At 37.5% G+C, this 21,776-nt stretch carries 26 protein-coding genes; 17 read left to right on the top strand and 9 right to left on the bottom strand.

Annotation, left to right across the window (positions count from 1 at the left end; all coding sequences use genetic code 11):
- Position 1: 1 nt before the first annotated feature.
- The 8 genes from hisB to mrdA are packed head-to-tail and all read left to right on the top strand — an operon-like array spanning position 2 to position 5,368.
- Positions 2-589 (top strand): imidazoleglycerol-phosphate dehydratase HisB, encoded by a 588-nt coding sequence (gene hisB / locus CCAL_RS02765; RefSeq protein ID WP_194239113.1) that lies wholly within the window; start codon positions 2-4, stop codon positions 587-589.
- Positions 586-1,074, top strand: a complete 489-nt coding sequence (locus CCAL_RS02760) for a KdsC family phosphatase (RefSeq protein ID WP_170016290.1) — start codon at positions 586-588, stop codon at positions 1,072-1,074. The genes hisB and CCAL_RS02760 overlap by 4 nt, the downstream gene beginning before the upstream one ends.
- The gene (gene lptC, locus CCAL_RS02755) at positions 1,065-1,589 is read left to right on the top strand and encodes an LPS export ABC transporter periplasmic protein LptC (protein ID WP_170016288.1); all 525 of its coding nucleotides are present in this window, start codon (positions 1,065-1,067) and stop codon (positions 1,587-1,589) included. Before CCAL_RS02760 ends, lptC begins: the two co-directional genes overlap by 10 nt.
- Entirely contained in the window at positions 1,565-2,044 is a 480-nt protein-coding gene (lptA, locus tag CCAL_RS02750; protein ID WP_169936233.1) for a lipopolysaccharide transport periplasmic protein LptA, read from the top strand. Before lptC ends, lptA begins: the two co-directional genes overlap by 25 nt.
- On the top strand, positions 2,041-2,649 hold the full coding sequence (yihA, locus tag CCAL_RS02745) for a ribosome biogenesis GTP-binding protein YihA/YsxC (protein WP_170016286.1): 609 nt from the start codon (positions 2,041-2,043) through the stop codon (positions 2,647-2,649). Before lptA ends, yihA begins: the two co-directional genes overlap by 4 nt.
- Positions 2,650-2,652: 3 nt before the next feature.
- Positions 2,653-3,111: an N-acetyltransferase gene (locus CCAL_RS02740; protein WP_170016284.1), complete on the top strand. Its 459-nt coding sequence runs from the start codon at positions 2,653-2,655 to the stop codon at positions 3,109-3,111.
- On the top strand, positions 3,060-3,566 hold the full coding sequence (locus CCAL_RS02735; protein WP_228026737.1) for a hypothetical protein: 507 nt from the start codon (positions 3,060-3,062) through the stop codon (positions 3,564-3,566). Before CCAL_RS02740 ends, CCAL_RS02735 begins: the two co-directional genes overlap by 52 nt.
- Entirely contained in the window at positions 3,563-5,368 is a 1,806-nt protein-coding gene (gene mrdA, locus CCAL_RS02730) for a penicillin-binding protein 2 (RefSeq protein ID WP_170016282.1), read from the top strand. The genes CCAL_RS02735 and mrdA overlap by 4 nt, the downstream gene beginning before the upstream one ends.
- Here the strand turns inward: mrdA and ybeY are convergent.
- Entirely contained in the window at positions 5,365-5,769 is a 405-nt protein-coding gene (ybeY, locus tag CCAL_RS02725; RefSeq protein ID WP_169972067.1) for an rRNA maturation RNase YbeY, read from the bottom strand. The genes mrdA and ybeY overlap by 4 nt on opposite strands.
- A 124-nt stretch (positions 5,770-5,893) precedes the next feature.
- On the opposite strand from ybeY, the gene queC reads away from it, so the two are divergent.
- From queC to hcp, 3 genes are all read left to right on the top strand, one after another.
- Positions 5,894-6,562 carry a 7-cyano-7-deazaguanine synthase QueC gene (gene queC, locus CCAL_RS02720; RefSeq protein ID WP_169936223.1) on the top strand — a complete coding sequence of 223 codons (669 nt, stop codon included), beginning with the start codon at positions 5,894-5,896 and terminating at the stop codon, positions 6,560-6,562.
- A gap of 53 nt (positions 6,563-6,615) precedes the next feature.
- Positions 6,616-7,359, top strand: coding sequence for a hypothetical protein (locus CCAL_RS02715; protein WP_170016280.1), 744 nt, complete (start codon positions 6,616-6,618; stop codon positions 7,357-7,359).
- Between the two features lie 210 nt (positions 7,360-7,569).
- Positions 7,570-8,928, top strand: coding sequence for a hydroxylamine reductase (gene hcp, locus CCAL_RS02710; RefSeq protein WP_169936219.1), 1,359 nt, complete (start codon positions 7,570-7,572; stop codon positions 8,926-8,928).
- Between the two features lie 38 nt (positions 8,929-8,966).
- On the opposite strand, the gene CCAL_RS02705 is transcribed toward hcp, so the two are convergent.
- The 5 genes from CCAL_RS02705 to mobB are packed head-to-tail and all read right to left on the bottom strand — an operon-like array spanning position 8,967 to position 13,438.
- A complete protein-coding gene (locus CCAL_RS02705) occupies positions 8,967-9,950 on the bottom strand; it encodes a ferrochelatase (RefSeq protein ID WP_169972070.1) in 984 nt (327 codons plus the stop codon).
- Positions 9,950-11,869 carry a methionine--tRNA ligase gene (gene metG, locus CCAL_RS02700; protein ID WP_169936215.1) on the bottom strand — a complete coding sequence of 640 codons (1,920 nt, stop codon included), beginning with the start codon at positions 11,867-11,869 and terminating at the stop codon, positions 9,950-9,952. The genes CCAL_RS02705 and metG overlap by 1 nt, the downstream gene beginning before the upstream one ends.
- A 17-nt stretch (positions 11,870-11,886) precedes the next feature.
- Positions 11,887-12,096 (bottom strand): hypothetical protein, encoded by a 210-nt coding sequence (locus CCAL_RS02695; protein ID WP_169936213.1) that lies wholly within the window; start codon positions 12,094-12,096, stop codon positions 11,887-11,889.
- 5 nt (positions 12,097-12,101) lie between these two features.
- Entirely contained in the window at positions 12,102-12,959 is an 858-nt protein-coding gene (locus tag CCAL_RS02690; protein WP_170016276.1) for a class 1 fructose-bisphosphatase, read from the bottom strand.
- Positions 12,959-13,438 carry a molybdopterin-guanine dinucleotide biosynthesis protein B gene (gene mobB / locus CCAL_RS02685; RefSeq protein WP_170016274.1) on the bottom strand — a complete coding sequence of 160 codons (480 nt, stop codon included), beginning with the start codon at positions 13,436-13,438 and terminating at the stop codon, positions 12,959-12,961. The genes CCAL_RS02690 and mobB overlap by 1 nt, the downstream gene beginning before the upstream one ends.
- A 109-nt stretch (positions 13,439-13,547) precedes the next feature.
- On the opposite strand from mobB, the gene CCAL_RS02680 reads away from it, so the two are divergent.
- Positions 13,548-14,030: a hypothetical protein gene (locus tag CCAL_RS02680; protein ID WP_170016272.1), complete on the top strand. Its 483-nt coding sequence runs from the start codon at positions 13,548-13,550 to the stop codon at positions 14,028-14,030.
- On the opposite strand, the gene CCAL_RS02675 is transcribed toward CCAL_RS02680, so the two are convergent.
- From CCAL_RS02675 to gltX, 3 genes are read right to left on the bottom strand one after another with little or no spacing between them, the layout of a single operon-like run.
- On the bottom strand, positions 13,951-15,588 hold the full coding sequence (locus CCAL_RS02675; RefSeq protein ID WP_170016270.1) for a lytic transglycosylase domain-containing protein: 1,638 nt from the start codon (positions 15,586-15,588) through the stop codon (positions 13,951-13,953). The two genes, CCAL_RS02680 and CCAL_RS02675, sit on opposite strands and share 80 nt — an antisense overlap.
- The gene (locus CCAL_RS02670) at positions 15,566-15,859 is read right to left on the bottom strand and encodes a YggT family protein (RefSeq protein ID WP_169936203.1); all 294 of its coding nucleotides are present in this window, start codon (positions 15,857-15,859) and stop codon (positions 15,566-15,568) included. Before CCAL_RS02670 ends, CCAL_RS02675 begins: the two co-directional genes overlap by 23 nt.
- Complete coding sequence (gene gltX, locus CCAL_RS02665) at positions 15,856-17,151, bottom strand: glutamate--tRNA ligase (protein ID WP_169999809.1); 1,296 nt, start codon at positions 17,149-17,151, stop codon at positions 15,856-15,858. Before gltX ends, CCAL_RS02670 begins: the two co-directional genes overlap by 4 nt.
- Positions 17,152-17,291: 140 nt before the next feature.
- On the opposite strand from gltX, the gene mscL reads away from it, so the two are divergent.
- The 5 genes from mscL to CCAL_RS02640 all read left to right on the top strand — a co-directional run bounded on the left by mscL (position 17,292) and on the right by CCAL_RS02640 (position 21,724).
- The gene (gene mscL, locus CCAL_RS02660) at positions 17,292-17,690 is read left to right on the top strand and encodes a large-conductance mechanosensitive channel protein MscL (protein WP_169936199.1); all 399 of its coding nucleotides are present in this window, start codon (positions 17,292-17,294) and stop codon (positions 17,688-17,690) included.
- Between the two features lie 91 nt (positions 17,691-17,781).
- Positions 17,782-18,420 (top strand): Crp/Fnr family transcriptional regulator, encoded by a 639-nt coding sequence (locus CCAL_RS02655; protein ID WP_170016268.1) that lies wholly within the window; start codon positions 17,782-17,784, stop codon positions 18,418-18,420.
- 133 nt (positions 18,421-18,553) lie between these two features.
- Complete coding sequence (locus tag CCAL_RS02650) at positions 18,554-19,120, top strand: cytochrome c3 family protein (protein WP_169972075.1); 567 nt, start codon at positions 18,554-18,556, stop codon at positions 19,118-19,120.
- 11 nt (positions 19,121-19,131) lie between these two features.
- On the top strand, positions 19,132-20,496 hold the full coding sequence (locus tag CCAL_RS02645) for a multiheme c-type cytochrome (protein ID WP_169936193.1): 1,365 nt from the start codon (positions 19,132-19,134) through the stop codon (positions 20,494-20,496).
- A gap of 112 nt (positions 20,497-20,608) precedes the next feature.
- Positions 20,609-21,724, top strand: coding sequence for a metallophosphoesterase (locus CCAL_RS02640; RefSeq protein WP_170016266.1), 1,116 nt, complete (start codon positions 20,609-20,611; stop codon positions 21,722-21,724).
- The last annotated feature ends 52 nt before the right edge of the window (positions 21,725-21,776 follow it).

Below are 21,776 nucleotides of genomic sequence, written 5' to 3'. Positions count from 1 at the left end.
AATGAAAGATGAAATTTTAAAAACACAACGAACAACAAAAGAGACTGACATAAGCGCAGAGCTTAAGCTTTATGGCAATGGAAAATGCGAAATTTCAACAGGTATTGGTTTTTTTGACCACATGCTTGAAGCATTTGGTAAACATGCCCTGCTTGACCTTAAGATAACCTGCAAGGGCGATACGCATGTTGATTTTCACCATAGCGTTGAAGACGTGGGTATCGTTATAGGCTCGCTTTTAAAAGAGACGATCTATCCGGTTAGTGGCGTAGAACGCTTTGGAGATAGCGTTGTTGTTATGGACGAAGCAGCAGTTAGTTGCGCGCTTGATCTTAGCAACAGAGCATTTTTAGTCTATGAAAATTTAGATGAAAAAGGCAAGATAGGTGAATTTGACATAGAGCTTGCCGAGGAATTTTTTAGAGCGGTTGCAATGAATGCAAACATAACGCTACATATCGCAAAAATAAGAGGCAAAAATAACCATCATATTATCGAAGCCACATTTAAAGCCTTTGCGGTAGCTCTTAGACGCGCGCTTAGCAAAAATAACCGCATAGCCACTCCAAGCACGAAAGGTGTTTTATGATAGATATTATTTTTTTAGATATTGACGGCTGTATGACCGACGGCAAGATCGTGTATGATGCAAAAGGTGAGCTTTTAAAGTCATTTGACGTAAAAGACGGCTGGGCGATAGAAAGTTGGTTAAAACTTGGTAAAAAAGTAGCCATCATAACAGGCAGAAAGTCAGAAATCGTAGAGCGAAGAGCCGAAGATCTAAAAATCACACACGTTTATCAAGGTGTTGGAGATAAACTAGAAGTTGCCAAAGAGATACTTAAATTTGAAGGTCTTAGTTTTGAAAACGCAGCCGCCATCGGTGATGATTATAATGACTACAAAATTTTAAATGCCGTGGCTTGGAGTTTTAAACCAAAAGATGCGATAAAAGATCTTAAAGTAAGAACAAAGCTTAAGCATAAAGGCGGCAACGGCGCAGTTAGAGAGATGATAGAAATGCTCATTGAAGCCGAGAATTTAAAGAGCGAGCGGTCTAAACGTTGGTTATAAAAATTTTTTATTTCGTCGTTGCTATTTTTAGTGCAGTGATGATATTTTTGGCGTTACAAGATCCATATTTTGCCGAGCAATTTAAACGCGACATGAGTGTTTCAAACATGCAGATGAACGATGTAGTTAATCACGAGATAAACTCAAGTATAGTAAGTGGAATTTACGAAGCTGATGAAGTAAACAGATACGCCAAAAAGGATGAATTTTTAAAATTTAAAGCCGACATTATAAGGGGAAATTTAAATCACAAAATGAGTTCTGACGTAGCCATTTCACAGGGCAACTTGTTTATATTTAAAGGCAATGCCAAGTATGATAATAACGAGAGTTTGAACTTTATCTCAGAAGAAATTTTGTATAATCTCAAAACCAAAATCGTAGCTTCAAAGGTTGATTTTGTGATAACGCAAAATGGCGACAAGATAACTGGCAACAGCATAACATATAACACAAACAAAAAACAGACGCAAATAAAAGGGTTAAAAGCATGGATAGAGCAAGAGCGGGATTGATACTAGGATTAATCCTAAGCTTCACAAGTCTTAGCGCAGAACAAGTAGAGATCACTTCGGATAGTTTTTTCGCCGATGAAAATAAACAAATAAGCGAATTTAAAGGCAATGTTCATATAAAAAAGGGCTCTTATGATGAGCTTTTTGCAGATAAGGTCGTCGTGCATTTTGACGCTAAACGCCAACCTACAAAATACATAGCCACAGGCAATGCTAAATTTAAGGTTTTCATGAAAGAAAAACACTATAACGGCAAGGGCGAGACGCTTACTTATGAGCCTGTAAAGGAAATTTATACGATAAGCGGTAACGGTCATTTACATGAGCAAGAAAGCGATAAAAATGTTTACGGAGAAAAGATCACGATCAATCAAACACAAGGCACATATAACGTAAATAGCAACGACAACAAGCCTGTTAAATTTATATTTCAGATCGAGGACAAACAAAAGTGATAAGAGCAGTCGGAGCCAAATTTATAACCTCAAGCGCAAACATCAGTCAAGCTCCTGACTTTGCTTCAAGTGAAATTGTATTCCTAGGTCGTTCAAATGTTGGCAAAAGTAGCCTTATAAACGCTATAGCAAACCACAACGGCTTAGCCAAAAGTTCATCAACTCCCGGCAAAACTCGCCTTATAAATTTCTTTGAGATAGAGCTTATGGAAGATGATGATACAAAAGACAAGCTAAAGGTTATGTTTGTCGATCTTCCAGGTTTTGGATATGCAAAGGTAGCCAAAACTATGCATGAAGAGTGGAAGAAAAGCTTAGATGAGTTTTTAAAATTTCGCTCAAATATAAAATTGTTCGTTCATTTAATCGACGCAAGACATTTTGACCTTGATATAGATACAAACGTGAATTCATACATAAATAGCTTCCTAAGAGCGGATCAAAAAGTTTTAAATTTATACACAAAAGCCGATAAGCTTAATCAAAGCTCAAGAAGTGCCGTAATGAAATTTGACCCAAAAGGAATCCTGGTCTCAACGCTTAATAAAAACAACATAGACAAAGCAAGGGATAAGATCATAAATTTAGCCCTAGGCAGGGAATAGCCCGTGATAACACTAGTAAAGCCAAAACCAAAAGACATAAAAAATATGCAAGAGCTTGTAGCTCCCGAAGTGGCAAGCGGAGTGATACTTCCTAGAAGTGACGACGAGATCAGCACAAATATCCGCTCATACATCATAGCAAAAGATGGTGACAAGATAGTCGGCTTTTGCGCTCTTCACATCCATGCTCCAGATCTTGCCGAGATAAGAAGTCTTATAGTGGATAAAAATTTACGAGGTAGTGGGATCGGCTCTATGATGGTAAATGCTCTTTTAAAAGAAGCTAAAGAGTATGAAATTTCACGAGTTTTTACCTTAACATACCAAAGGCGTTTTTTTGAAAAATTAGGCTTTAAAGAAATACCTAAAAGCGAACTACCTGCACAAAAAATTTGGGCGGACTGCATCAAATGCAAACACTTTCCCGTATGCGACGAAATAGCACTAATTCACAATTTATAACCAAAATATCAAGCGTTGCGTTTTTATTTTTATATGAGATCGCAACGACTCAATTTGGTTTTTTACCGCCCCTGCTTGGACTTTTTTTTACATTTTTAATACTTGAATACAATAAAAAACAAAAATCATACGAAAATTTTGACATATCGTGGTATTTTTGCCTTGCATTGTTACTTTTTACCGAACAAATTCATGGATTTTATCTTTTTTCAAGTATCGTAGCATTCTTACTATTTTTTCATTTTGTAGTTGACTGGCTTATTTTAACGCTTAAATTACGAAATTTGCTCCTAGTTGTGTTTGTTGCAAGCGGATATGCTACAACATTTTTAATAAATAACATCATAGCCTACACGCAAAATGCACAATTTTTAAATTTTGATATAGAGTGCCTGTTTTATATTATTAGCGAAAGTGCTTTAGCGGTTGTATTTCTAAAAGAGCGAGCACTATGAGACTTCGTATAGTTTTTACCATCATCGCTTTATTTTGGATAATTTTACTAAGCAGAATTTATCATCTAAGCGTAAATTCAAACGAATACTACGAAAGCATAGCCGAACAAAATGCCGTAAAAACGATATATCTTCCTCCCGTTAGAGGCATCATCTTTGATGCGAAAGATCGTCCGATGGCGATAAACAGACTAGGCTTTTCCATACTTTTAAAACCTCATCTTAATAGAAAAAACGGCACATTAGATAGTGAGATAGACGAGATCGTAAGGTATTTTCCCGATCTAAATGCCACAAAACTTAAAAAAGAGTATATAAAAAACGACTCACCATATAACCAAGAATTTATAAGCGTCGTGGAGTTTATCGACTATGATAGCTTTTTACCACACTTTGCCACGCTATCTTTAAGGGAAAATTTAAAGGTAAATCCAACAAGCAAACGTCACTATCCATATGACAATCTAGCCTCGCACGTCATCGGTTATGTAGGAAGAGCAAATCAAAAAGATATGGATAACGACCCGCTAACTAAGCTAACAAACTACATCGGACGAAGCGGAGTTGAGAGGTATTACAACTCTGTTTTGCAAGGCAGCGAGGGCTCAAAACGCATAAAAGTAAATGCCCTAAACGAAGAGATAGAGCAGATAAATTTCAATGCCCCAAAAAGCAAAGACATAAAGCTAAGCATAGACCTTGAGCTTCAAAAATTTGTAATGGATATTTTTGACAAGGACGCAGGAAGCGTTGTTGTTATGAACGTGCACGATGGCGCTATACTAGCAGCCGGAAGCTTTCCTGAATACAACCTAAACCCATTTGTATCAGGCATAAGCAAAGACGAGTGGGATAAACTTATAAAAGACCTTGATCACCCGTTTACAAACAAGCTAGTAAACGGTCTTTATCCTCCCGGGTCTGTAGTTAAGATGGGTATGGCTTTGGCATTTTTAGATAATGGCATGAGCAAGAACGATAGCTTCTTTTGCTCTAGCTCATATGAGCTTGGCGGACGCAAATTCCGTTGCTGGAACTCATACGGTCACGGTAACGTAAACATGAACACCGCCATAAGAGAGAGCTGTGATGACTATTTTTACAAAGCCAGCCAAAAGATCGGCATAGACGCTATCGCACCCATACTTGAAAGGATAGGTTTTGGCGTAAAAACAGGGGTTGACCTACCAAACGAATTTATAGGAACGCTCCCTAGTCGTGAATGGAAAATGAGAAAATACGGCAAAGCCTGGTTTCAAGGAGAAACACTCATAACATCCATCGGTCAAGGAAATTTTCTAGTAACCCCTATGCAAATAGCAAGACACACGGCGATGCTTGCCACAGGACTAAATGTCACGCCTCACTTTCTAAAGAGCATCGACTCCAAAGATGTAAAATTTGAACCAAAAGATGACATTTTCACAGACTTTGAAAAGGCTCAATTACCAGCCATTAGACATGCTATGTATGAGGTAGCAAATCACCCAAGAGGCACGGCAAGTAGACACTTTACTTCATCAACGATAAAGGTAGCAGCAAAGACCGGAACAGCACAAGTCGTAGGTATATCTCAAGCTGACAAAAAACGTATAAAAGAAGAAGATATGGCTTACTTACAACGTTCGCATGCGTGGATGACGACTTATGCACCATATGATAACCCACAATATGTCGTCTCAATGGTTATCGAGCATGGCGGACACGGCGGAAGCGCCGCTGGTCCAAAGATAGTTGAAATTTATAAAAAACTAATCGAAATGGGATATATAAACCTAGAACAATCAGCGCAAAAGCCCTAGTCCATAGTTCTGACTATCAAGCTTTTAGGTAGGTTAAATTTCTCTATGACCTCGCACTCTTTTTCCCTCATCTCACCTTCGTCCTTCTCATGGTCAAAACCTAAAACATGCAAAAGCCCATGCGTAAAAAGCAAGGCTGTTTCCTCATCATTACCATGGCCTAGTTCGGTTGCTTTTTGTTCTACTAGGTCTAAATTTATAACTATACAGCCAAGCGGTGCATGCAAGACTGTTTCAAAGGGAAAGCTTAAAACATCAGTTGTCTTGTCTATATTTCTTTGAGATAAATTTATTTCTCTCATCTCATCGCTACGAACAAAACTAAGCTCGACCTCTCCAATTGTCAAATAAGAACAAATTTCATCTAAAATTTGAGGATACGCCTCATCACAAAGTATCATTTTTCTCTTTCAGTTAAATTTTCGTATAATTCTAGCGAAATTTTAAAATTTAAGACATAAAACTTTCAACAAACAGCCTCTTTATGCTGGCGATATAAATTTGATACACAAAAAAGGAAATCACATGAGTAAAAAAGCCGTTGTCATAATGTCAGGTGGCATGGATAGCACGCTTTGTGCCACGATAGCCGTTAATGAAGGATATGAAGTTATCGCGCTTCACTTTGACTACGACCAACGCACGATGAAGCGAGAAAAGCGCGCATTTAATGAAATTTGCGATAAATTAGGCATTCAAAAAAGACTAAATTTAAACGCAAATTTTATAGCTGATATAGGCGGAAATTCACTAACAGACAAAAGCCTATCGGTGCCAAAAACCGGTTTAAGCGATGATGTGCCAAATACCTATGTACCGTTTAGGAATGGAATTTTTATCTCCATAGCCGCAGCCGTTGCCGAAAAAAACGGTGCCGAAGCGATATTTATCGGTGTAGTTGAAGAAGATAGTAGCGGGTATCCCGACTGCACGCACGAATTTATAAAACAGATAAACCTAGCTATCAACCATGGAACAGCACCAAGCTTTAAAACCAAGATCATCACTCCGCTAGTAAATTTAAGCAAAGCTCAAATCGTAGCAAAATCCCTAGAGATAGGCTCTCCGCTTGAGTTAACATGGAGTTGTTATGAGAATGAAAACGAAGCATGTGGATTATGCGATAGCTGCCGCTTAAGACTAAACGGCTTTGAAAAAGCAGGAGCAAAAGACCCGATAAAATACATAAGTTAAGCAAACATCCATGTGGTAGTATAATAATATATATTTTTATAAAGGTTGGTTTTATGAAAAATTTAATTACTATTTTAATCTTGATTTTTACATTTAACGGATGTGCGATTAGTAGCAACAACAACCTTTTAAACTTGGATGACGAGCAGCGTTACTGCAACGAATTTTATGCATTTTCTCGTGCTTTACTTGGAGATAGTATCTCTCACGAATACCAAAATAACACAACAAAGCAATATGCAAAGGCGGAAGTAAAATTTTATGAAATCCTTTCAAGTGTCGTTAAAACAGGTAAAATCTCAAAACAAGAGCATACGGAGTTTTGGGCGTCTATAAATGAGCTTCAAAAGTTTCACTACATCGAAAAAGAATGCATATACAAATACTCTGCCATGATGGGCTTTTTATCCGAGTTTTATCGATCGGCCAAGCTGAGTTATGAAAATAAAAGCGTTGTTAAGACACAAGGCTTAACAAAGATACTAAACCACCCGTCACAACTTAGACCAAAGTCATGCTACTACGCAGACGGAGAAAAATACAACCGACTATATGTTGCCACCCATTTGCCACGAGTATACAGACAAGAATTGAGCGAATTTAAAAAATGCTTCGCACCATATAATGATATGCTTTTGCAAATTTCACAAAGAAAAGATGGCGTGAGTTTTAGCACTCACGGCGGACGACTTGTTAGCACATATGAATTTAATCAAGACGCTTACAAGCAAATCGCAGAACACGCAAAAAAAGCGGAAGAGTCGCTTAAAATTTTACTAAACAAGGATTATCAATAAAAGCTATTCACGCCTAATTTTATTTTAATTTATAAAATTTTTAATCCAAGACAGACAAGAGATACGCTCTTGTCTCATGCCATAAATTTATCTTTCAAAAATAATCTTGCCTCTTATTAGGATATATTTTATCTTGATTACTATCAATTACTTATTTTTAAAATTTACGTAAAATCGCACTTACCGTTTAACTAAAAATAAGGAAATTAAATGAGCAAAGAATTACAAATGTTTTGTCATCAGTGTGAAATGAGTATGGATAATGGCTGTGGCTCAAAGGGTCAGCCTATGGGAACCTGTGGCAAAGACGCGACTTTGGCACGCTTGCAAGATACAATGGTTTTTGGGCTAAAAGGACTTAGTGCATATCGCCATCATGCCGCAGAGCTAGGTGCTGATACAAACAATGTTGACCGCGTTATGGCTGATACGCTTTATTTTACGCTAACAAACTCAAATTTTAATTTTAATGAACATATTAAACAACTCCTTGCCGTAGGAAGCGCCGGAGTTGAATGCATGAACCTACTAAGTGAGGCTCATACGGCAAAATTTGGAGTACCGACACCAGTAAAAGTTAGTCAAAACAAGGTTGAAGGCAAAGCGATACTTGTAAGCGGTCACAACCTAAGAGCGCTTGAATTACTACTAAAACAAACCGACGGCAAAGGCATAAATATCTATACTCACTCAGAAATGCTTCCTGCACACGGCTATCCTGAACTTCGCAAATACTCCCACTTAAAAGGCAATGTCGGCAAGGCATGGTTTGATCAGACTAAACTTTTTAATGAATTTAAAGGTGCGATATTGATGACAACCAATTGTATCGTGCCACTTCGCTCAAACTGCACATACCAAGAGCGTTTGTTTGGCTACCAAATAGCCGGCACAAACGGCATAGCGCAGATAGAAAATGACGACTTTGCGCCTCTCATAGAGTGTGCGCTTGCTTGCGGTGACGTAAGTGGATTTGACAGTGATGATACGCTAGTAACAGGAGCACATTATAAGACAATTTTAGGTTTAGCGCCACAAATTTTAGATGCCATAAACACTGGTAAAATTCGCCGTTTCTTTGTGATAGCAGGTTGTGACGCGCCTGGCAAAGGACGTGAATACTACCGTGAGTTGGCTCAAAATTTACCAAGTGATTGCGTGATACTAACATCAAGCTGTGGCAAATTTAGATTTAATGACATTGACTTTGGTCTAGTGCCAGGCACTCAAGTCCCACGCTACCTCGATCTTGGTCAGTGCAACGACAGTAACGGAGCGGTTAAGATAGCTATCGCCTTAAGCGAAGCAACAGGTATCGCCATAAACGATCTGCCGATATCTATCGTACTTATGTGGATGGAGCAAAAAGCGGTAATAATCCTACTCGCGTTATTTAGCCTGGGTGTAAAAAATATAAATATAGGACCAAGTGTGCCACAGTTTTTTAACGAAGCGATAGTAAATTTCTTGGTTGAGAATTTTAATCTTCGCCTAATTAGCGGTGATGCGAAAGCAGACATGAAATTTTTCCTTGGCGAGGGAGAGGATCCTAATAAAATAAAAGCATAAGCACAAAGCGGATGGAGAGCAGATCTCTGTCCGAAAATTTAAAAAAGCGAATCTTGAATTTCGCTTTCGCTTAATAAATTTAAAATTTCACTCTTTTGAGACAAAACAAGCATATAGCGGAAATTTTTAAGCTCTTTTATCTCACATAAATTTTCAAACCTCACAGCATTATCAACCTGCAACAAGCTATCTTTTGGCAAACATATAACGACTTCTGAAGGATCAAAATTTTTCTTTAGATACAAGGCTTCGATGGCAAAAAGCTCTTCGTCATTTTCAATAATTATCGCGCGAAAACTTGATCCAAATGGCGCTTGATGGAAATTTTTATCTATAAAAATAGGCTCAAAATGCCCAAGCGAGCGAGTATCATTTAGCTTAAAAGAGATATTGTTTTGTTTAAGATAATGAAGCAGTCCGCATAAAGCTCCGATAAAAACACGAGGTATATTTAAATTTTGATAATAAACATCATCGCATATCATCGTAGTAAAAAATATCGAGCTAGGATTTAACGCTTGTGCTTTAGTATCAGTCCAAACAGTATCATAAAGCGGAGTTATGCGCTGTAAAATTCGAATTTCATCTCCAAAAAAGATGTCACCGTTTTTTGACGACATGATCTTGTAAAACAATTCGGTTAAATTTTTTGGTATGATAGCTGCATTTTTACCAAGGCTAGAATGTTCCAAAATAGCCATTTGCACAGCATTTACCGAGCAAAATTTCAAATTCTTATGTGTAGCTTCAAACCGCATAAGTCTAATAAGAGCAGTTTGAAAATTATCTACTTTAATGTATGCTATCTCAGTATCGCTAGGCGTTATCTCCTCGTCGCTTATAACAGCATATGCACCGTGTTTTACGGCTAGTTCTATCTCTTTTTGGTCTGCATCAACAGCCATAAAGGCAAAACCACGCTTAACGTTTTTTGCCTCGAAAGCAAAACCTAAAACGCTAGAAACGCTAGGCTTATTTAGTGTTTGTCCGTTGATAAGACGAACCAAATTTTCTATTGTCATTAGCCTACTATCGAGCCGTTTTTAACTTTTGCATCGGTGCTAAGAAGCGAGAGAGAGCCATCTTCTGCGCTTAAGATCATGCCTTGAGAGACGTATTTTTTCATCATAGTTCTCTCTTTTAAATTTGCTAACACACAAACTTGTCTACCAACAAGCGTGCTCGGATCGTAAAATTTAGCTATGCCTGATAAAATTTGACGCGGTTTTTCCTCGCCCAAGTCTATTTGAAATTTAAGCAGCTTATCACTTCCTTCGACCTTTTCGCACTCAAGCACAGTTCCTACTTTTATAACGATCTTTTTAAAATCATCAATCGTAATAATGCTTTCATCACAGCCATCTTTTGGCTCTTCTTTTAAAGCAGCTTCAGGCTCACTCGGTCTTGCCATAAGCTCTGTTTCTATGCGAGGAAACAGCGGTTGCGTAGGTTTGGCTATAAAATTTAAAAGCTCATTTTGTAAAATTATTTTATTATAAATTTCAGTTGAAATTTCAAAACCTAAAGCCTGCGCTATCTTATCGCAAGTATGCGGCATAGCAGGACTTAGTATCACTGCTATTTTAGCAAGCAAATTCGCACAAAGAGCAACGAGAGTGTTTGCCTCTTCGCTCTTTCCTGCTTTTATCATGGCCCATGGCTCATACTTGGCAACGGCACCGTTTGCAAGCGCTACAACTTTCCATATCTCTTCTAAGTAGCGATTTGTCGCAAAATTTTCTAAATTTTCAATAGCATTTTTAAGGTACTCGTGCGCTTCGTTTAGTTCGGCTTCGTAAAATTTAGCAGTTTGCATGGAGTTGATTTTATACTCGCTATACTTTGAGCTCATGCCGATTATTCTACTCAAAAGGTTACCAAGTCCGTTTCCAAGCTCGGAATTTATCCGCTCGATTAGAGCCTTTTGACTAAAGTCGCCATCTTGACCAAATGGAACTTCACGAAGTAAAAAATATCTAAAATTTTCAAGACCGTAAGCACTTGCTACCTCGTGAGGATTTACGACATTGCCTTTGCTTTTACTCATTTTCTCACCATCTCTCGTCCACCAACCATGCGCTGCGACATGTTTTGGCAAAGGGAGATTTAAGCTCATCAAAAACGCCGGCCAGTAAATCGCGTGAAAGCGCAAAATATCTTTTCCGACGATATGAGTAGTATCTTGCCAAAATTCCATTTTGTCATCGCCGCGAGTGTAGCCAAGAGTGGTTAGATAGTTTAAAAGTGCATCAAGCCAAACATACATAACATGCTTTGGATCGTTTGAACTTGCGGGTAGTTTTATACCCCAGTCAAAACTTGTGCGTGTTATAGAAAGATCTTTAAGCCCGCCTTTTACAAAGCTAATTACCTCGTTTTTCTTTCCTTTTGGCATTATACAACGTTCATTTTCTTCATACCATTTAATAAGCGCATCTTGGTATTTTGATAGTTTAAAAAAGTAGCTCTCCTCTTTTACAATGCTTGTTTTGCGTCCGCAATCAGGACAGCACTCCTCATCAACAAGCTGTGTTTGCGTAAAAAACGTCTCACAGCTAACGCAATAAAACCCCTCATACTCACCCTTGTAAATGTCGCCGTTTTTTTGCATTTTTTCAAAGGCATTTTGCACGGTAAGTTTGTGATCGGCATCTGTTGTGCGGATAAAATGATCATAACTTATCTCAAATTCATCCCACAACGAGCGAAATTTGCCGCTTATCTCATCAGCATACTCTTGCGGTGTTTTATTACGAACAAGGGCTGCTTGCTCGATCTTTTGCCCGTGCTCATCAGTCCCTGTCATAAAAAATGTATCATATCCTTGCAAACGCCTAAAGCGTGCTAAAGTATCGGCTATTATAGTGGTGTAAGCGTGTCCTATATGAGGGACGTCATTTACATAATAAATCGGTGTGGTTATATATTTTTTTTCTTTCATTATTTATTCCTTTAAATTTAAAAATCAAATCCGCCTTCGTCGGTATCGCTTTTTGACATCGATTTATAAGCACTATCCACATAATTTTTTCGCGTTTCACATTCAAAAAATTCACTACATTTCATGCAGCTCATCAAACCCTTTTGACTTTGGCATGAAAGTAAAATTTCAGAATACTGCTTTAAGGCAAGTTCAAATTTGTCAAGATTTTGCGAGGATTCACTCATTTTACTTACTCATAAAATTTATGCATAAGATTTATCTCAAATTTAGAGCCGAAAAAGCAAGGTGTAGTCTGGTGAGTTTTACTTATCGTTATATCAAACAGACTATCGTTTACACCACTACTTGTTGCTCCACCGGCATTTTCATATATAAATGCAAAAGGTAGCACTTCAAAAAGCACTCTAAGCTTGCCATTTGGCGCGTCGCTGGTTGCAGGGTAGCTAAAAAGACCGCCGCCTTTTAATAAAATTTGATGTAAGTCGCTAACCATAGCTCCTGAATAGCGAAGTCTGTGACCTTGTAAAAATAGCTCTCTTATAAATTTAATATGCTTCTCGCTCCAGCCTTTTTGCGTGGCTCCGGTAGCATTTAGCTTACCTTTTTCGTTTAGTTTTAATTCTTTTACAAATTTAAACTCTCCGTCTTTTGCCAGCCTATAAAGAGATGGCAAAGAGCCCTTTTTGTCATTTATCACAAGCTCTAAGCGAGGACCATATATGCTATAAACGGCAGCAACTAAATTTTGAGGATTTAACTCGTTTTCATAAATTCCAAATATCGAGCCGACAGCGAAATTTACATCAACAAGACTTGAGCCGTCAAGCGGATCATAAGCGATTATATATTTTGAATTTTCATTTAAATTTAAAGCATCGTCTTTTTCTTCACTAACCAATGCTTTTACACACTCTAGCTCTTTAAATTTCGCGGTGATGATCTCATCGCTTAAAACATCAAGCTTTAGCTGCGTATCGCCGGTAGCGTTCTCATGCGCCGTATAGCCTAGATCGGCATACTTTATCTCTTCACTAATGCGTATCGCTACTTCTTTTATAGCCTTAAAAATTTGCTCTAATTGTGTCATTATACAGCCTTCGCATGTTTTAATATCCACGCGCAAATCGCGTCTATATCGTCTAAATTTATATTTTCTATTTTATAATTTAAATCAGTTTTGTAACTAGCTATGGCGTCTGAAAAGCCAAGATAGCTTTCATCAATCTCATCTTTAAAAATGCTAATACGAGGAAGAGGAAGCGTTTTTAAGCCTTCAACAAGCAGTATATCAAACTCTCCGATCATATTTATAACATCATCAAGATCCGACTTATCTTTGCTAAAATACGTCGTTCTTGTTGGGCTAAGCACCACAACATCAGCTCCTGTCTGGCTAAATTTAAAGCTATCTTTACCTTCTACGTCAAAACAAGCCTTGTCGCCCGGATCGTGCTTGATAACTACGCATTTTAGGTTTTGCTTGATAAAATTTTCTAAAACTTTTAAGATTGTTGTAGTTTTGCCGCTATTTGATGGACCGGAAAACGCGATAGCAAGTCGTTTCATTGTCGCCTTTTTGTACTTTTTCACGTGATTATAGCTAAATTTGGCTTTAAATTTAATGAGTGATTATAAAATAAAATGCTAAAATACGATTAAATTTAAAAGGCAAAATATGAAAAAAACTATAATATTTTTATGTCTCGCACTATTTTTTATCGGCTGTTATGATAAAAAAATCGTAGTCCACGAACCGCTTAAAAACGAACTTTTGGCTTATACAAGCAAGGCTGAGATCATAGACGAGCAAAACCACATTTTAATCATAGCAACCTACCTAAACCCGATCTATCAAAGTAAAATTTCAATCAACAACGAAGAAAAATTTCTAGTAGCCGTAAGTCCTAAAGAAAACGCCATAAATTTAACAAGTATAAAAGTAAATAACGACGCAAACACAATCGTGGCAAGAGAGCTTGAGCCAAGTGACGAGCTCTTAGAACTTACAGGATTTAACATGCCTTGGGCCGGGTATTATGAAATTTCATCGCCCACAAAAGATAGTGACAACCTAAAACTTACTTTCGAAATTTATCCGTCAAATCAGGTAGAGTTAGACTTTCGAAAAGTGTCGAAATCTTTATACTGGAACCCATAAGCGAGCGGTAAATAACATAGTTTGAAAGCACTTTTTTACCGTAATTTCTAGTTTCTGTCACAGGAACTAACTCGAGCGATAAAAATGGCTCGTATCTGCCCTCTTTAAACATATCATCCCTAGTTATAAGCTTTTTAGTAAAACCTATGCCGCCGTTATAGGCATAAGCAATAAAAAGTGGATGATATAGAAATTTCTCAAGATAGTTTAAGTGGTGATTTGCAAAACGATAGGCGATATCCGGCTTAAACATGTCATCTTGATCAAAATTTTCTATCTTTAACTCTTTTTTACCGATAGCATTAGCAAGAAACGGCATAAACTGCATAGTTCCTAGCGCATAAGAAGTTGAAATTACAGCCGGGATAAAAAGGCTCTCTTGCCTAGCAAGTGCGAATATAAGCGACTTTCTTGCTATATTTACATCCTCAAGCTCCACACTTTTTGGCATCACAAAATACTGCTCATCCCAACCGTTTGCCATCTGCATAAAGTATGCATATGCACCAAGACTTTCATTTGTATAAAATTTTTTTGCGTATTCTTGTAGCTGCTGTGGTGTCATATTTTTAGCTTTTAAAACAGTTTCTTGCCATAAAAACGGATCGCTGACGTCAAAACCGCTTATTTTTTGCTTGTTTGGTTTAGGGACGATAACTTCAAGTGGCTCGCTTTTGATAAAATCCCTAGCGTATAACGAGTAGATATTTGCATCTTTGCTCTTTGAAAGCTGGGTTAAAAACTCATCATCTCTTGTTACAAGATACAGCCAGTGCGTTGCATTATCTTTTTGCCACTGCCTCTCAAAGCTGTCTTTTGCGCGTGTAAAAAATTTAATCGCACTCTTTTCATCATTAAGCGTGACAGCGTTTAAAGCTAAAAAAAATGCGTCGTTTTGCGAAGTCTTTTCGGGAGTTATTTTTAGGAAATTTTGCCTAAATTTATCAAATTTTCTCTCCAAAACAAGCGAATTTAAAAATGCCGAAAAGCCCTTTTCGTCATAAAGCTTATCCATGAATTCAGCCGAGAATTTCTGCGAGAAAAGCTCCTCTTTTTTATCTTGTTCGCTTGCGTTAAAAAGTGCCATAAAATGTGATGTTAAAAATTTATCCGCAAATTTTTTTGCAGGATTTTTTTGATTTAGGATATTTAGAATTTCAGCCTTGTTTGGATGAGTTTGAGCAAGATTTTGTGCTATTTGCTCGCGTGTTTGAGGAGAGAGCTTTAGGCTAAAGGCTATCGTTGTTCGAATATTTTGACAAGTAGCGTTTGCATCAAGGATATTTTTAACGCCCACACCATTACAAGGATCTTCTTTTTGAGCAGGCGGTAAAATTTTATCGATATTTTTTTGAACCAAGCCACTTTTACGAAAAACATCGTTTGAAAGATCCAAAATTTGCTTTTTTGTGTAATTTCCGTCGTTGATAAGACGGTTTATATAGTAGTCTTTTGCAAGACCTTTTGGTTTGCCTTTTAGCTCCTCATAACTTAAAATTTTTGCGTCTAAACAGAGCAAAAACAAAGCAAATACACTAAATAGACGAAGCAAATTCAAGCAAAAGCCTTACTAAAAACAGATCCAAAAACTGAAGTGCAAGTAAAATAATAATCGGAGCTATATCAATACCTCCAAAAACAGTCGGTATAAAACGTCTAACAAAGGCATAAGCCGGCTCGGTTACCCTGTAAAGTAGCTGGACAATTTGATTATATGGGTCAGGTCTTACCCAGCTTACTATCGCAGCTGCGATTATGACCCAGATGTAGATGTTTATAACCGTATGCAAGATCGTGGCTATCGCCGAAATAAAGGTTGAAACTATCATTTTGCTATCTCTTTTAAATTTGTTTTTATAAGCGGATAGAGCTCGCTAAGCTCCGGCCCATGCAGTTCACCTGTTAAGAGCGCGCGTAAAGGCATGAAAAATTTCTTACCCTTTAGACCGCTTGATTGCATTAGCTCGTTTTTAAACTCATCATACGTTTGGCAATCTTTTAAAATTTTAATACTATTTTTTAAAATCTCAAACTCATCTTCGTATTCGCTAGGTGCGACTTTTTGACTGAAAATTTTTTCTATCTTTTCTTTTATCTCAGGCAACAAAGAGCTCTCTTGGGTGTAAAATTTAATAAGCTCCGCCCTGTTTTCGTCAAGTCCGGTAAGCTCGCTCAAGCGTTTTGGCGATGCGAGTTTTATATGCTCGCGATTAACGTGTTTTAGCATATTCATATCAAATTTAGCAGGAGAGCGTGAAATTTTACTTATATCAAACCACTGCGCCGCTTGTGTAATGGTAAAAATTTCAACCGGAGTTTTGTTGCCAAGCAAGATAAGATAGTTAGCTATAGCTTCTGGCATAAATCCGCTTTGAAGCATCCATTTAACACTACTTGCGTCATCGCGCTTGCTCATCTTTTTACCTTCTTCGTTTAAGATAATAGGCAAGTGCGCATAGTTCATCGTCTGCGTATAGCCAAGTCCCTCACGTATAAGGTCTTGTTTTGGGGTATTGCTCACGTGATCTTCGCCACGTATAACAAATGTCACTCCCTCAAGCATATCATCAACCGCGCAAGCAAAGTTATAAGTAGGCGTCTTATCGGCTCTCATAATGACAAAACTATCTACCGCTTCGGGTTCAAAACTAAGTTCGCCCTTTATAGCATCTGTAAATTTCATCGTGTTTTTTGGCTTTTTCATACGTATGACAAACGGCTTTTCGCAAGCTAAGACTTCCTCATCACTCATGCGCTCACAAGTGCCATCATATCTGTATGCCCTGCCCTCGTTTTTAGCCTGCTCCTTTTTTGCTTCAAGCTCTTCTTGCGTGCAAAAACAAGCAAAAGCCTTTTTGTCTATGAGAAGTTTTGAAGCTAACTGTCGATGGAATTTTAAATTTTCGCTTTGTATATAAATTTGTTTTGGCGTTATACCAAATTTTGCTAAAATTTCTACGATCTCTTTCTCCTTACCGTCAATATTTCGTTCATTGTCAGTGTCTTCTATGCGAAGTATAAACCCGCTTTTATCTTGCAAAGAGCAGATGTAGTTAAATATCGCTGCGCGTAGATTTCCTATATGCATATCACCCGTTGGCGACGGAGCAAAACGATACATTTATAGTCTTCCTTACATTAAATTTAGAACGGAGATTATATCATCTGCTTAATAAATTTAAAGTTAGATTTTTTCTTTTAGACGTTATAAAGTAAATTTTAAATACAATCCCTAATTCTTAAAAAACAAAGGAGACAAAGATGAGTTTCATTAAGGAATTTAAAGAATTCGCGATGCGTGGAAACGTCATCGATATGGCAGTCGGTGTTGTCATCGGCGGAGCGTTTGGAAAGATCGTTTCGTCATTAGTTAGTGATGTTATCATGCCTGTTGTAGGCGTTTTAACTGGGGGAGTAAATTTTACAGACTTTAAAATCACACTAAAAGAAGCGGTTGATCAAGCGCCTGCGGTCACGATAAACTACGGAAATTTTATCCAAACTGCGGTTGATTTCTTGATCATTGCATTTTGTATTTTTTGTGCTATTAAAGCTTTAAATTCGCTAAAACGCAAAGAAGAGCCGGCGCCAGAAGCTCCTGCTAGCGTGCCTGCCGACATCGAACTTTTAACACAAATTCGCGACCTACTTAAAAAATAATCCCTTTTGAAGAGCTTAGTCTCTTCAAAATTTCACTCTCATTAAGTTTAAATCACTAAAATATCCTCAAAATAAATTTCGGAGAGATAAGGTGCTAGATAAAATTTCCATATTTAAAAACCTAAGCAAAGAGCAACTAGAAGAGCTTGAGGAGATAACTTTAGTCAAAAAATATAAAAAAGGCGAATTTTTATTTATCGAAGGCGAGGAGCCAAAATGGCTCATATATCTACTTAGCGGTTCAATAAAACTTTACAAAACGACACAAAGCGGAAAAGAAATTTTTCTTCATCAACTGCCACCTATGAATTTTGTTGCGGAGATGGTAAATTTTGAAAATATACCGTATCCTGCAAGTGCGATATTTGTGGTATCTGGCGAAGTTTTAAAGATAGATTACGAAAAATTTAAAGCCAAATTTTTAAATGATCCAAAAATTTGCATGAATTTAATAAAATCAATGTCCGAAAAGCTAAGGATCACAAGTAATTTACTCCATCAAGAGTTAATTTTAAACTCTGAGGCAAAGGTTGCTAAATTTATACTGATGCACGAAGATTTATTTAATGAATTAAAACATACAAAAATCGCATCCATCTTAAACATAACCCCGGAAACGTTCTCAAGAATTTTAAATAAATTTAAAACATTGGAGATAATAAAACTTAGCGAAAAGAACGAAATACTCGAGAAAAATGTAGATAAGCTAACGGAGATTTATTCGTTCTGATAGTTAATATCAAATAAATATTAATTGATCTACATCAAGAGTTTTTTATTTAATTTATGATAATATCCGTTTAAAATTTATTAAAAACTTAAACAAATTAAATGAGTTTATTAATAAAAGCTAGGAGGATATTTTGGCAAACGTTAAAAAGAAATTTTTTGTTTGGTCTTCGGTTGTTATCGGTATAGTCGTAGGTCTTATAGCCTCGATGGGAATTTCCGATGCACTACACGCAACCGGAAGCGGCTTTGTTTGCACTATGTGTCACACTATGGATCCTATGAATGCCGCATATCATGAAGACGTACACGGGGGAAATAACAAACTTGGCATAAAAGCTGAATGTTCAGCCTGTCACCTTGACCACACAAGTGCTTATACCTATGTCTTAACAAAAATCAAAGTCTCGATCAATGACGGATATAAAACGTTTTTTACAGATACAGACAAGATCGACTGGCGTAAAAAACGCGAACACGCTTCGCATTTTACATACGACAGTGGTTGTTTAACCTGTCACTCTAACCTAAAAGATGTTATAACCTCAGGCCCATCATTTTTACCACACCGCGATTATTTTGTGCTTGGAAACAAAGCCGAAAAAAGCTGTGTTGATTGCCATAAAAATGTAGGACATAAAAATTTAGGCTTTCACATTGATAAATTTGAAGCAAAAAAATTAGAAGATAAAACCAAATAAGGAGGAAAGAGATGTTTAAAAAAGTCGCTATATTACTAGCCTTTGTCGCATCTGTTGCTTTTGCAAACACTGATGCGAATCAAAGCTCTGACGTCAAGATAAACCTTGTTAAAAATATCAAGGTAAATCACAAAATGACTAAAGAGTCAAAAGCCTGTGTTGAATGCCACGCAGAAAAAACACCTGGTGTCGTTGCTGACTGGAAAGAAAGTCGCCACGCCCACGTTGGTGTTAGCTGTATGGACTGCCACGCTGTAAACGCTGACAACCCAATGGCTTCTGTAGAGGTTCACCCAAAAGGTTCAGATACACACGTTTCTATGCTAGTTAGCCCTAAAACCTGTGCTAAATGCCACGAAGACGCATACAAAGAGTATACTCAAAGTGGCCACGCTAGAGGCGGTATGCAGATGTATGCCAACCCTGCAATGGTTAAACTAATGTATCACTACGAGGGTGCCGATCATCCTGAGTTCAAAATGTCTCCGGATATTACAGGTTGTGCGCAATGCCACGGCTCTATCATCAAACTTGATGCTAACCACAAGCCAACACCTGAAACATACCCTAACTACGGTATAGCAAACGTATATCCTGACGGAAGCGTAGGCGGTTGTAAATCTTGCCATACTATGCATAAATTTAGCATAGCTGAAGCCAGAAAACCTGCGGCTTGTGCATCTTGCCACCTTGGACCTGATCATCCGGATATTGAGATCTTTAACAACTCAAAACACGGTCATATCTATAACGCAGAGGGTCATACATGGAAATACGACGCAGCTCCTGATACTTGGGACGTACCTGACTTTAGAGCTCCAACTTGTGCGGCTTGCCACATGAGCGGCGTAGGCGAAACAAGCATGACTCACAACGTTTCTAAACGTCTAAAATGGAACTTATGGGCTCCAAGAACAGAGCTAAGAACAGGCGGATACGATAAAGCTGTAGAGACATTTGAAAAAACAGGCAAAATAAACGTAGGAACACCACTTGCCGGACACCCTGAGGGTCCTGAGGCTGCAAGAGCCGAAATGAAACAAGTATGTAAAGCTTGCCATACAACACATAATACAGAGAACTTCTTTATTATGGCTGATAAGCATATCCAACTTTACAACGTATACTACGATGAAGCCAAGAAAATGCTTGACGATCTAAAAGCTAAAAATTTATTGCTTGATGATATGTGGGCTGATGAATTCCAAGATGTGTTCTATCACCTATGGCATCACGAAGGTCGTCGTATGAGACAAGGTGCTGCGATGAATGCGCCTGACTATGCTCACTGGCATGGTGTATTTGAGGTCAAAAACGACATCAGAAAACTTCGCAAAATCTACAAAGAGAGAATCGAAACCGGCAAGGTTCATTAAGATACTCTTCTAGTAACAGGGCGGAACTTTCCGCCCTTTTTAAATTTCATCTAATTTTTATTCATATTTTTCTTATATAATCTTTCATTTAAATTTAACTTCTGGAAAACAAATGGGTTTATTGCGTATTATTATCGGCGGTATTATTTTCTCCGCACTTATAAATTTATACTCTTACAAACGTTTTGTAAAAAATATCGGCTTTTTAAGGCCTTACTTGCGTTATATTCGTATCTTTTTTTATGTTATTTCGATACTTGAATTTGGCTTTGTTTTACAAATTCTATTTCATTTCTTTAACATTGAAATGTATATTTTTACAGGAACGCTTATAGGATTTTCGCTATTTTTGTTTGCCGTAAGCTTTGTCTATGATATTCTAAGAGTGCTGTTTAAAAAAACAAAATTTGACTCAAATAGGCGCAAATTTATAAAGCTTTGCTTTGATTTAACATTTTTCATACTGCTTTTTAGCTACTTTTTTAAAGGCATGTTTAACGCCCTAACTCCACCTGTGATACGTCACACACAAATAAAGCTTAAAAATTTAAAAGAGCCTATGCGTATAGCTATGATTACAGATGTTCATATAGGAGAATTTTTACAGAAAGAATTTTTAGCATCGCTTGTTTATCAGATAAACAGCACAAAACCAGATCTTGTCGTGATAGTTGGTGATATGATAGATTTTAGCAGCGAGCACATCGGAGACTTTTTAGATCCATTAAAGGACATAAAGTCAAAACATGGTATCTTTTATGTCCCTGGAAATCACGAATACTATCACGGGATAGATGGAATTTTAGCAAAGATAAGTCAAACAGGAGTTAAAATTTTAGGCAACGCAAACATCAAAATAGATGGGATAAATTTAGCCGGTGTTTATGATATAGCAGGTTTTAGGTTTAAACATTTAGAGCCTGATTTAGACAAGGCGCTAGAGGGCACGGATAAAAATTTACCAACCGTCTTACTCTCACACCAGCCAAAATTTATAAAAACAATGACGCAAGATGTTGATCTAGTGCTTTGCGGGCACACGCACGCAGGGCAAATTTTTCCTTTTCAAGCCCTTGTGCTTATCGATCAAGGCTATCTGCACGGGCTATACACGCATAATGACAAAATGCAAGTTTATGTTAGCTCAGGAGCCGGCTTTTGGGGTCCGCCTGTTAGGATATTTGCTCCAAGCGAGATCGCGGTTCTTGACTTAAAGCCCGACTTGTAGATCCTTAAGGCCTTGGTTTAAGAACGAAATGATAAAATAAAAAGCTTAAATT

This window comes from Campylobacter sp. RM6914 (assembly GCF_004803835.1).
GTDB classification, from domain to species: Bacteria; Campylobacterota; Campylobacteria; order Campylobacterales; family Campylobacteraceae; genus Campylobacter_A; species Campylobacter_A californiensis.
The sequence above is the reverse complement of the archived record's forward strand: the minus strand, read 5'-3'. Positions and strand labels throughout refer to the sequence as shown.

What these genes read in the sequence shown, in the direction of transcription:
- hisB (WP_194239113.1), top strand. Translation starts at nt 2, where the DNA reads ATGAAAGATGAAATTTTAAAAACACAACGAACAACAAAAGAGACTGAC.
- CCAL_RS02760 (WP_170016290.1), top strand. Translation starts at nt 586, where the DNA reads ATGATAGATATTATTTTTTTAGATATTGACGGCTGTATGACCGACGGC.
- lptA (WP_169936233.1), top strand. Translation starts at nt 1,565, where the DNA reads ATGGATAGAGCAAGAGCGGGATTGATACTAGGATTAATCCTAAGCTTC.
- CCAL_RS02735 (WP_228026737.1), top strand. Translation starts at nt 3,060, where the DNA reads ATGCAAACACTTTCCCGTATGCGACGAAATAGCACTAATTCACAATTT.
- mrdA (WP_170016282.1), top strand. Translation starts at nt 3,563, where the DNA reads ATGAGACTTCGTATAGTTTTTACCATCATCGCTTTATTTTGGATAATT.
- ybeY (WP_169972067.1), bottom strand. Translation starts at nt 5,769, where the DNA reads ATGATACTTTGTGATGAGGCGTATCCTCAAATTTTAGATGAAATTTGT.
- queC (WP_169936223.1), top strand. Translation starts at nt 5,894, where the DNA reads ATGAGTAAAAAAGCCGTTGTCATAATGTCAGGTGGCATGGATAGCACG.
- CCAL_RS02715 (WP_170016280.1), top strand. Translation starts at nt 6,616, where the DNA reads ATGAAAAATTTAATTACTATTTTAATCTTGATTTTTACATTTAACGGA.
- hcp (WP_169936219.1), top strand. Translation starts at nt 7,570, where the DNA reads ATGAGCAAAGAATTACAAATGTTTTGTCATCAGTGTGAAATGAGTATG.
- CCAL_RS02705 (WP_169972070.1), bottom strand. Translation starts at nt 9,950, where the DNA reads ATGACAATAGAAAATTTGGTTCGTCTTATCAACGGACAAACACTAAAT.
- metG (WP_169936215.1), bottom strand. Translation starts at nt 11,869, where the DNA reads ATGAAAGAAAAAAAATATATAACCACACCGATTTATTATGTAAATGAC.
- CCAL_RS02695 (WP_169936213.1), bottom strand. Translation starts at nt 12,096, where the DNA reads ATGAGTGAATCCTCGCAAAATCTTGACAAATTTGAACTTGCCTTAAAG.
- CCAL_RS02690 (WP_170016276.1), bottom strand. Translation starts at nt 12,959, where the DNA reads ATGACACAATTAGAGCAAATTTTTAAGGCTATAAAAGAAGTAGCGATA.
- mobB (WP_170016274.1), bottom strand. Translation starts at nt 13,438, where the DNA reads ATGAAACGACTTGCTATCGCGTTTTCCGGTCCATCAAATAGCGGCAAA.
- CCAL_RS02680 (WP_170016272.1), top strand. Translation starts at nt 13,548, where the DNA reads ATGAAAAAAACTATAATATTTTTATGTCTCGCACTATTTTTTATCGGC.
- CCAL_RS02670 (WP_169936203.1), bottom strand. Translation starts at nt 15,859, where the DNA reads ATGATAGTTTCAACCTTTATTTCGGCGATAGCCACGATCTTGCATACG.
- gltX (WP_169999809.1), bottom strand. Translation starts at nt 17,151, where the DNA reads ATGTATCGTTTTGCTCCGTCGCCAACGGGTGATATGCATATAGGAAAT.
- mscL (WP_169936199.1), top strand. Translation starts at nt 17,292, where the DNA reads ATGAGTTTCATTAAGGAATTTAAAGAATTCGCGATGCGTGGAAACGTC.
- CCAL_RS02645 (WP_169936193.1), top strand. Translation starts at nt 19,132, where the DNA reads ATGTTTAAAAAAGTCGCTATATTACTAGCCTTTGTCGCATCTGTTGCT.
- CCAL_RS02640 (WP_170016266.1), top strand. Translation starts at nt 20,609, where the DNA reads ATGGGTTTATTGCGTATTATTATCGGCGGTATTATTTTCTCCGCACTT.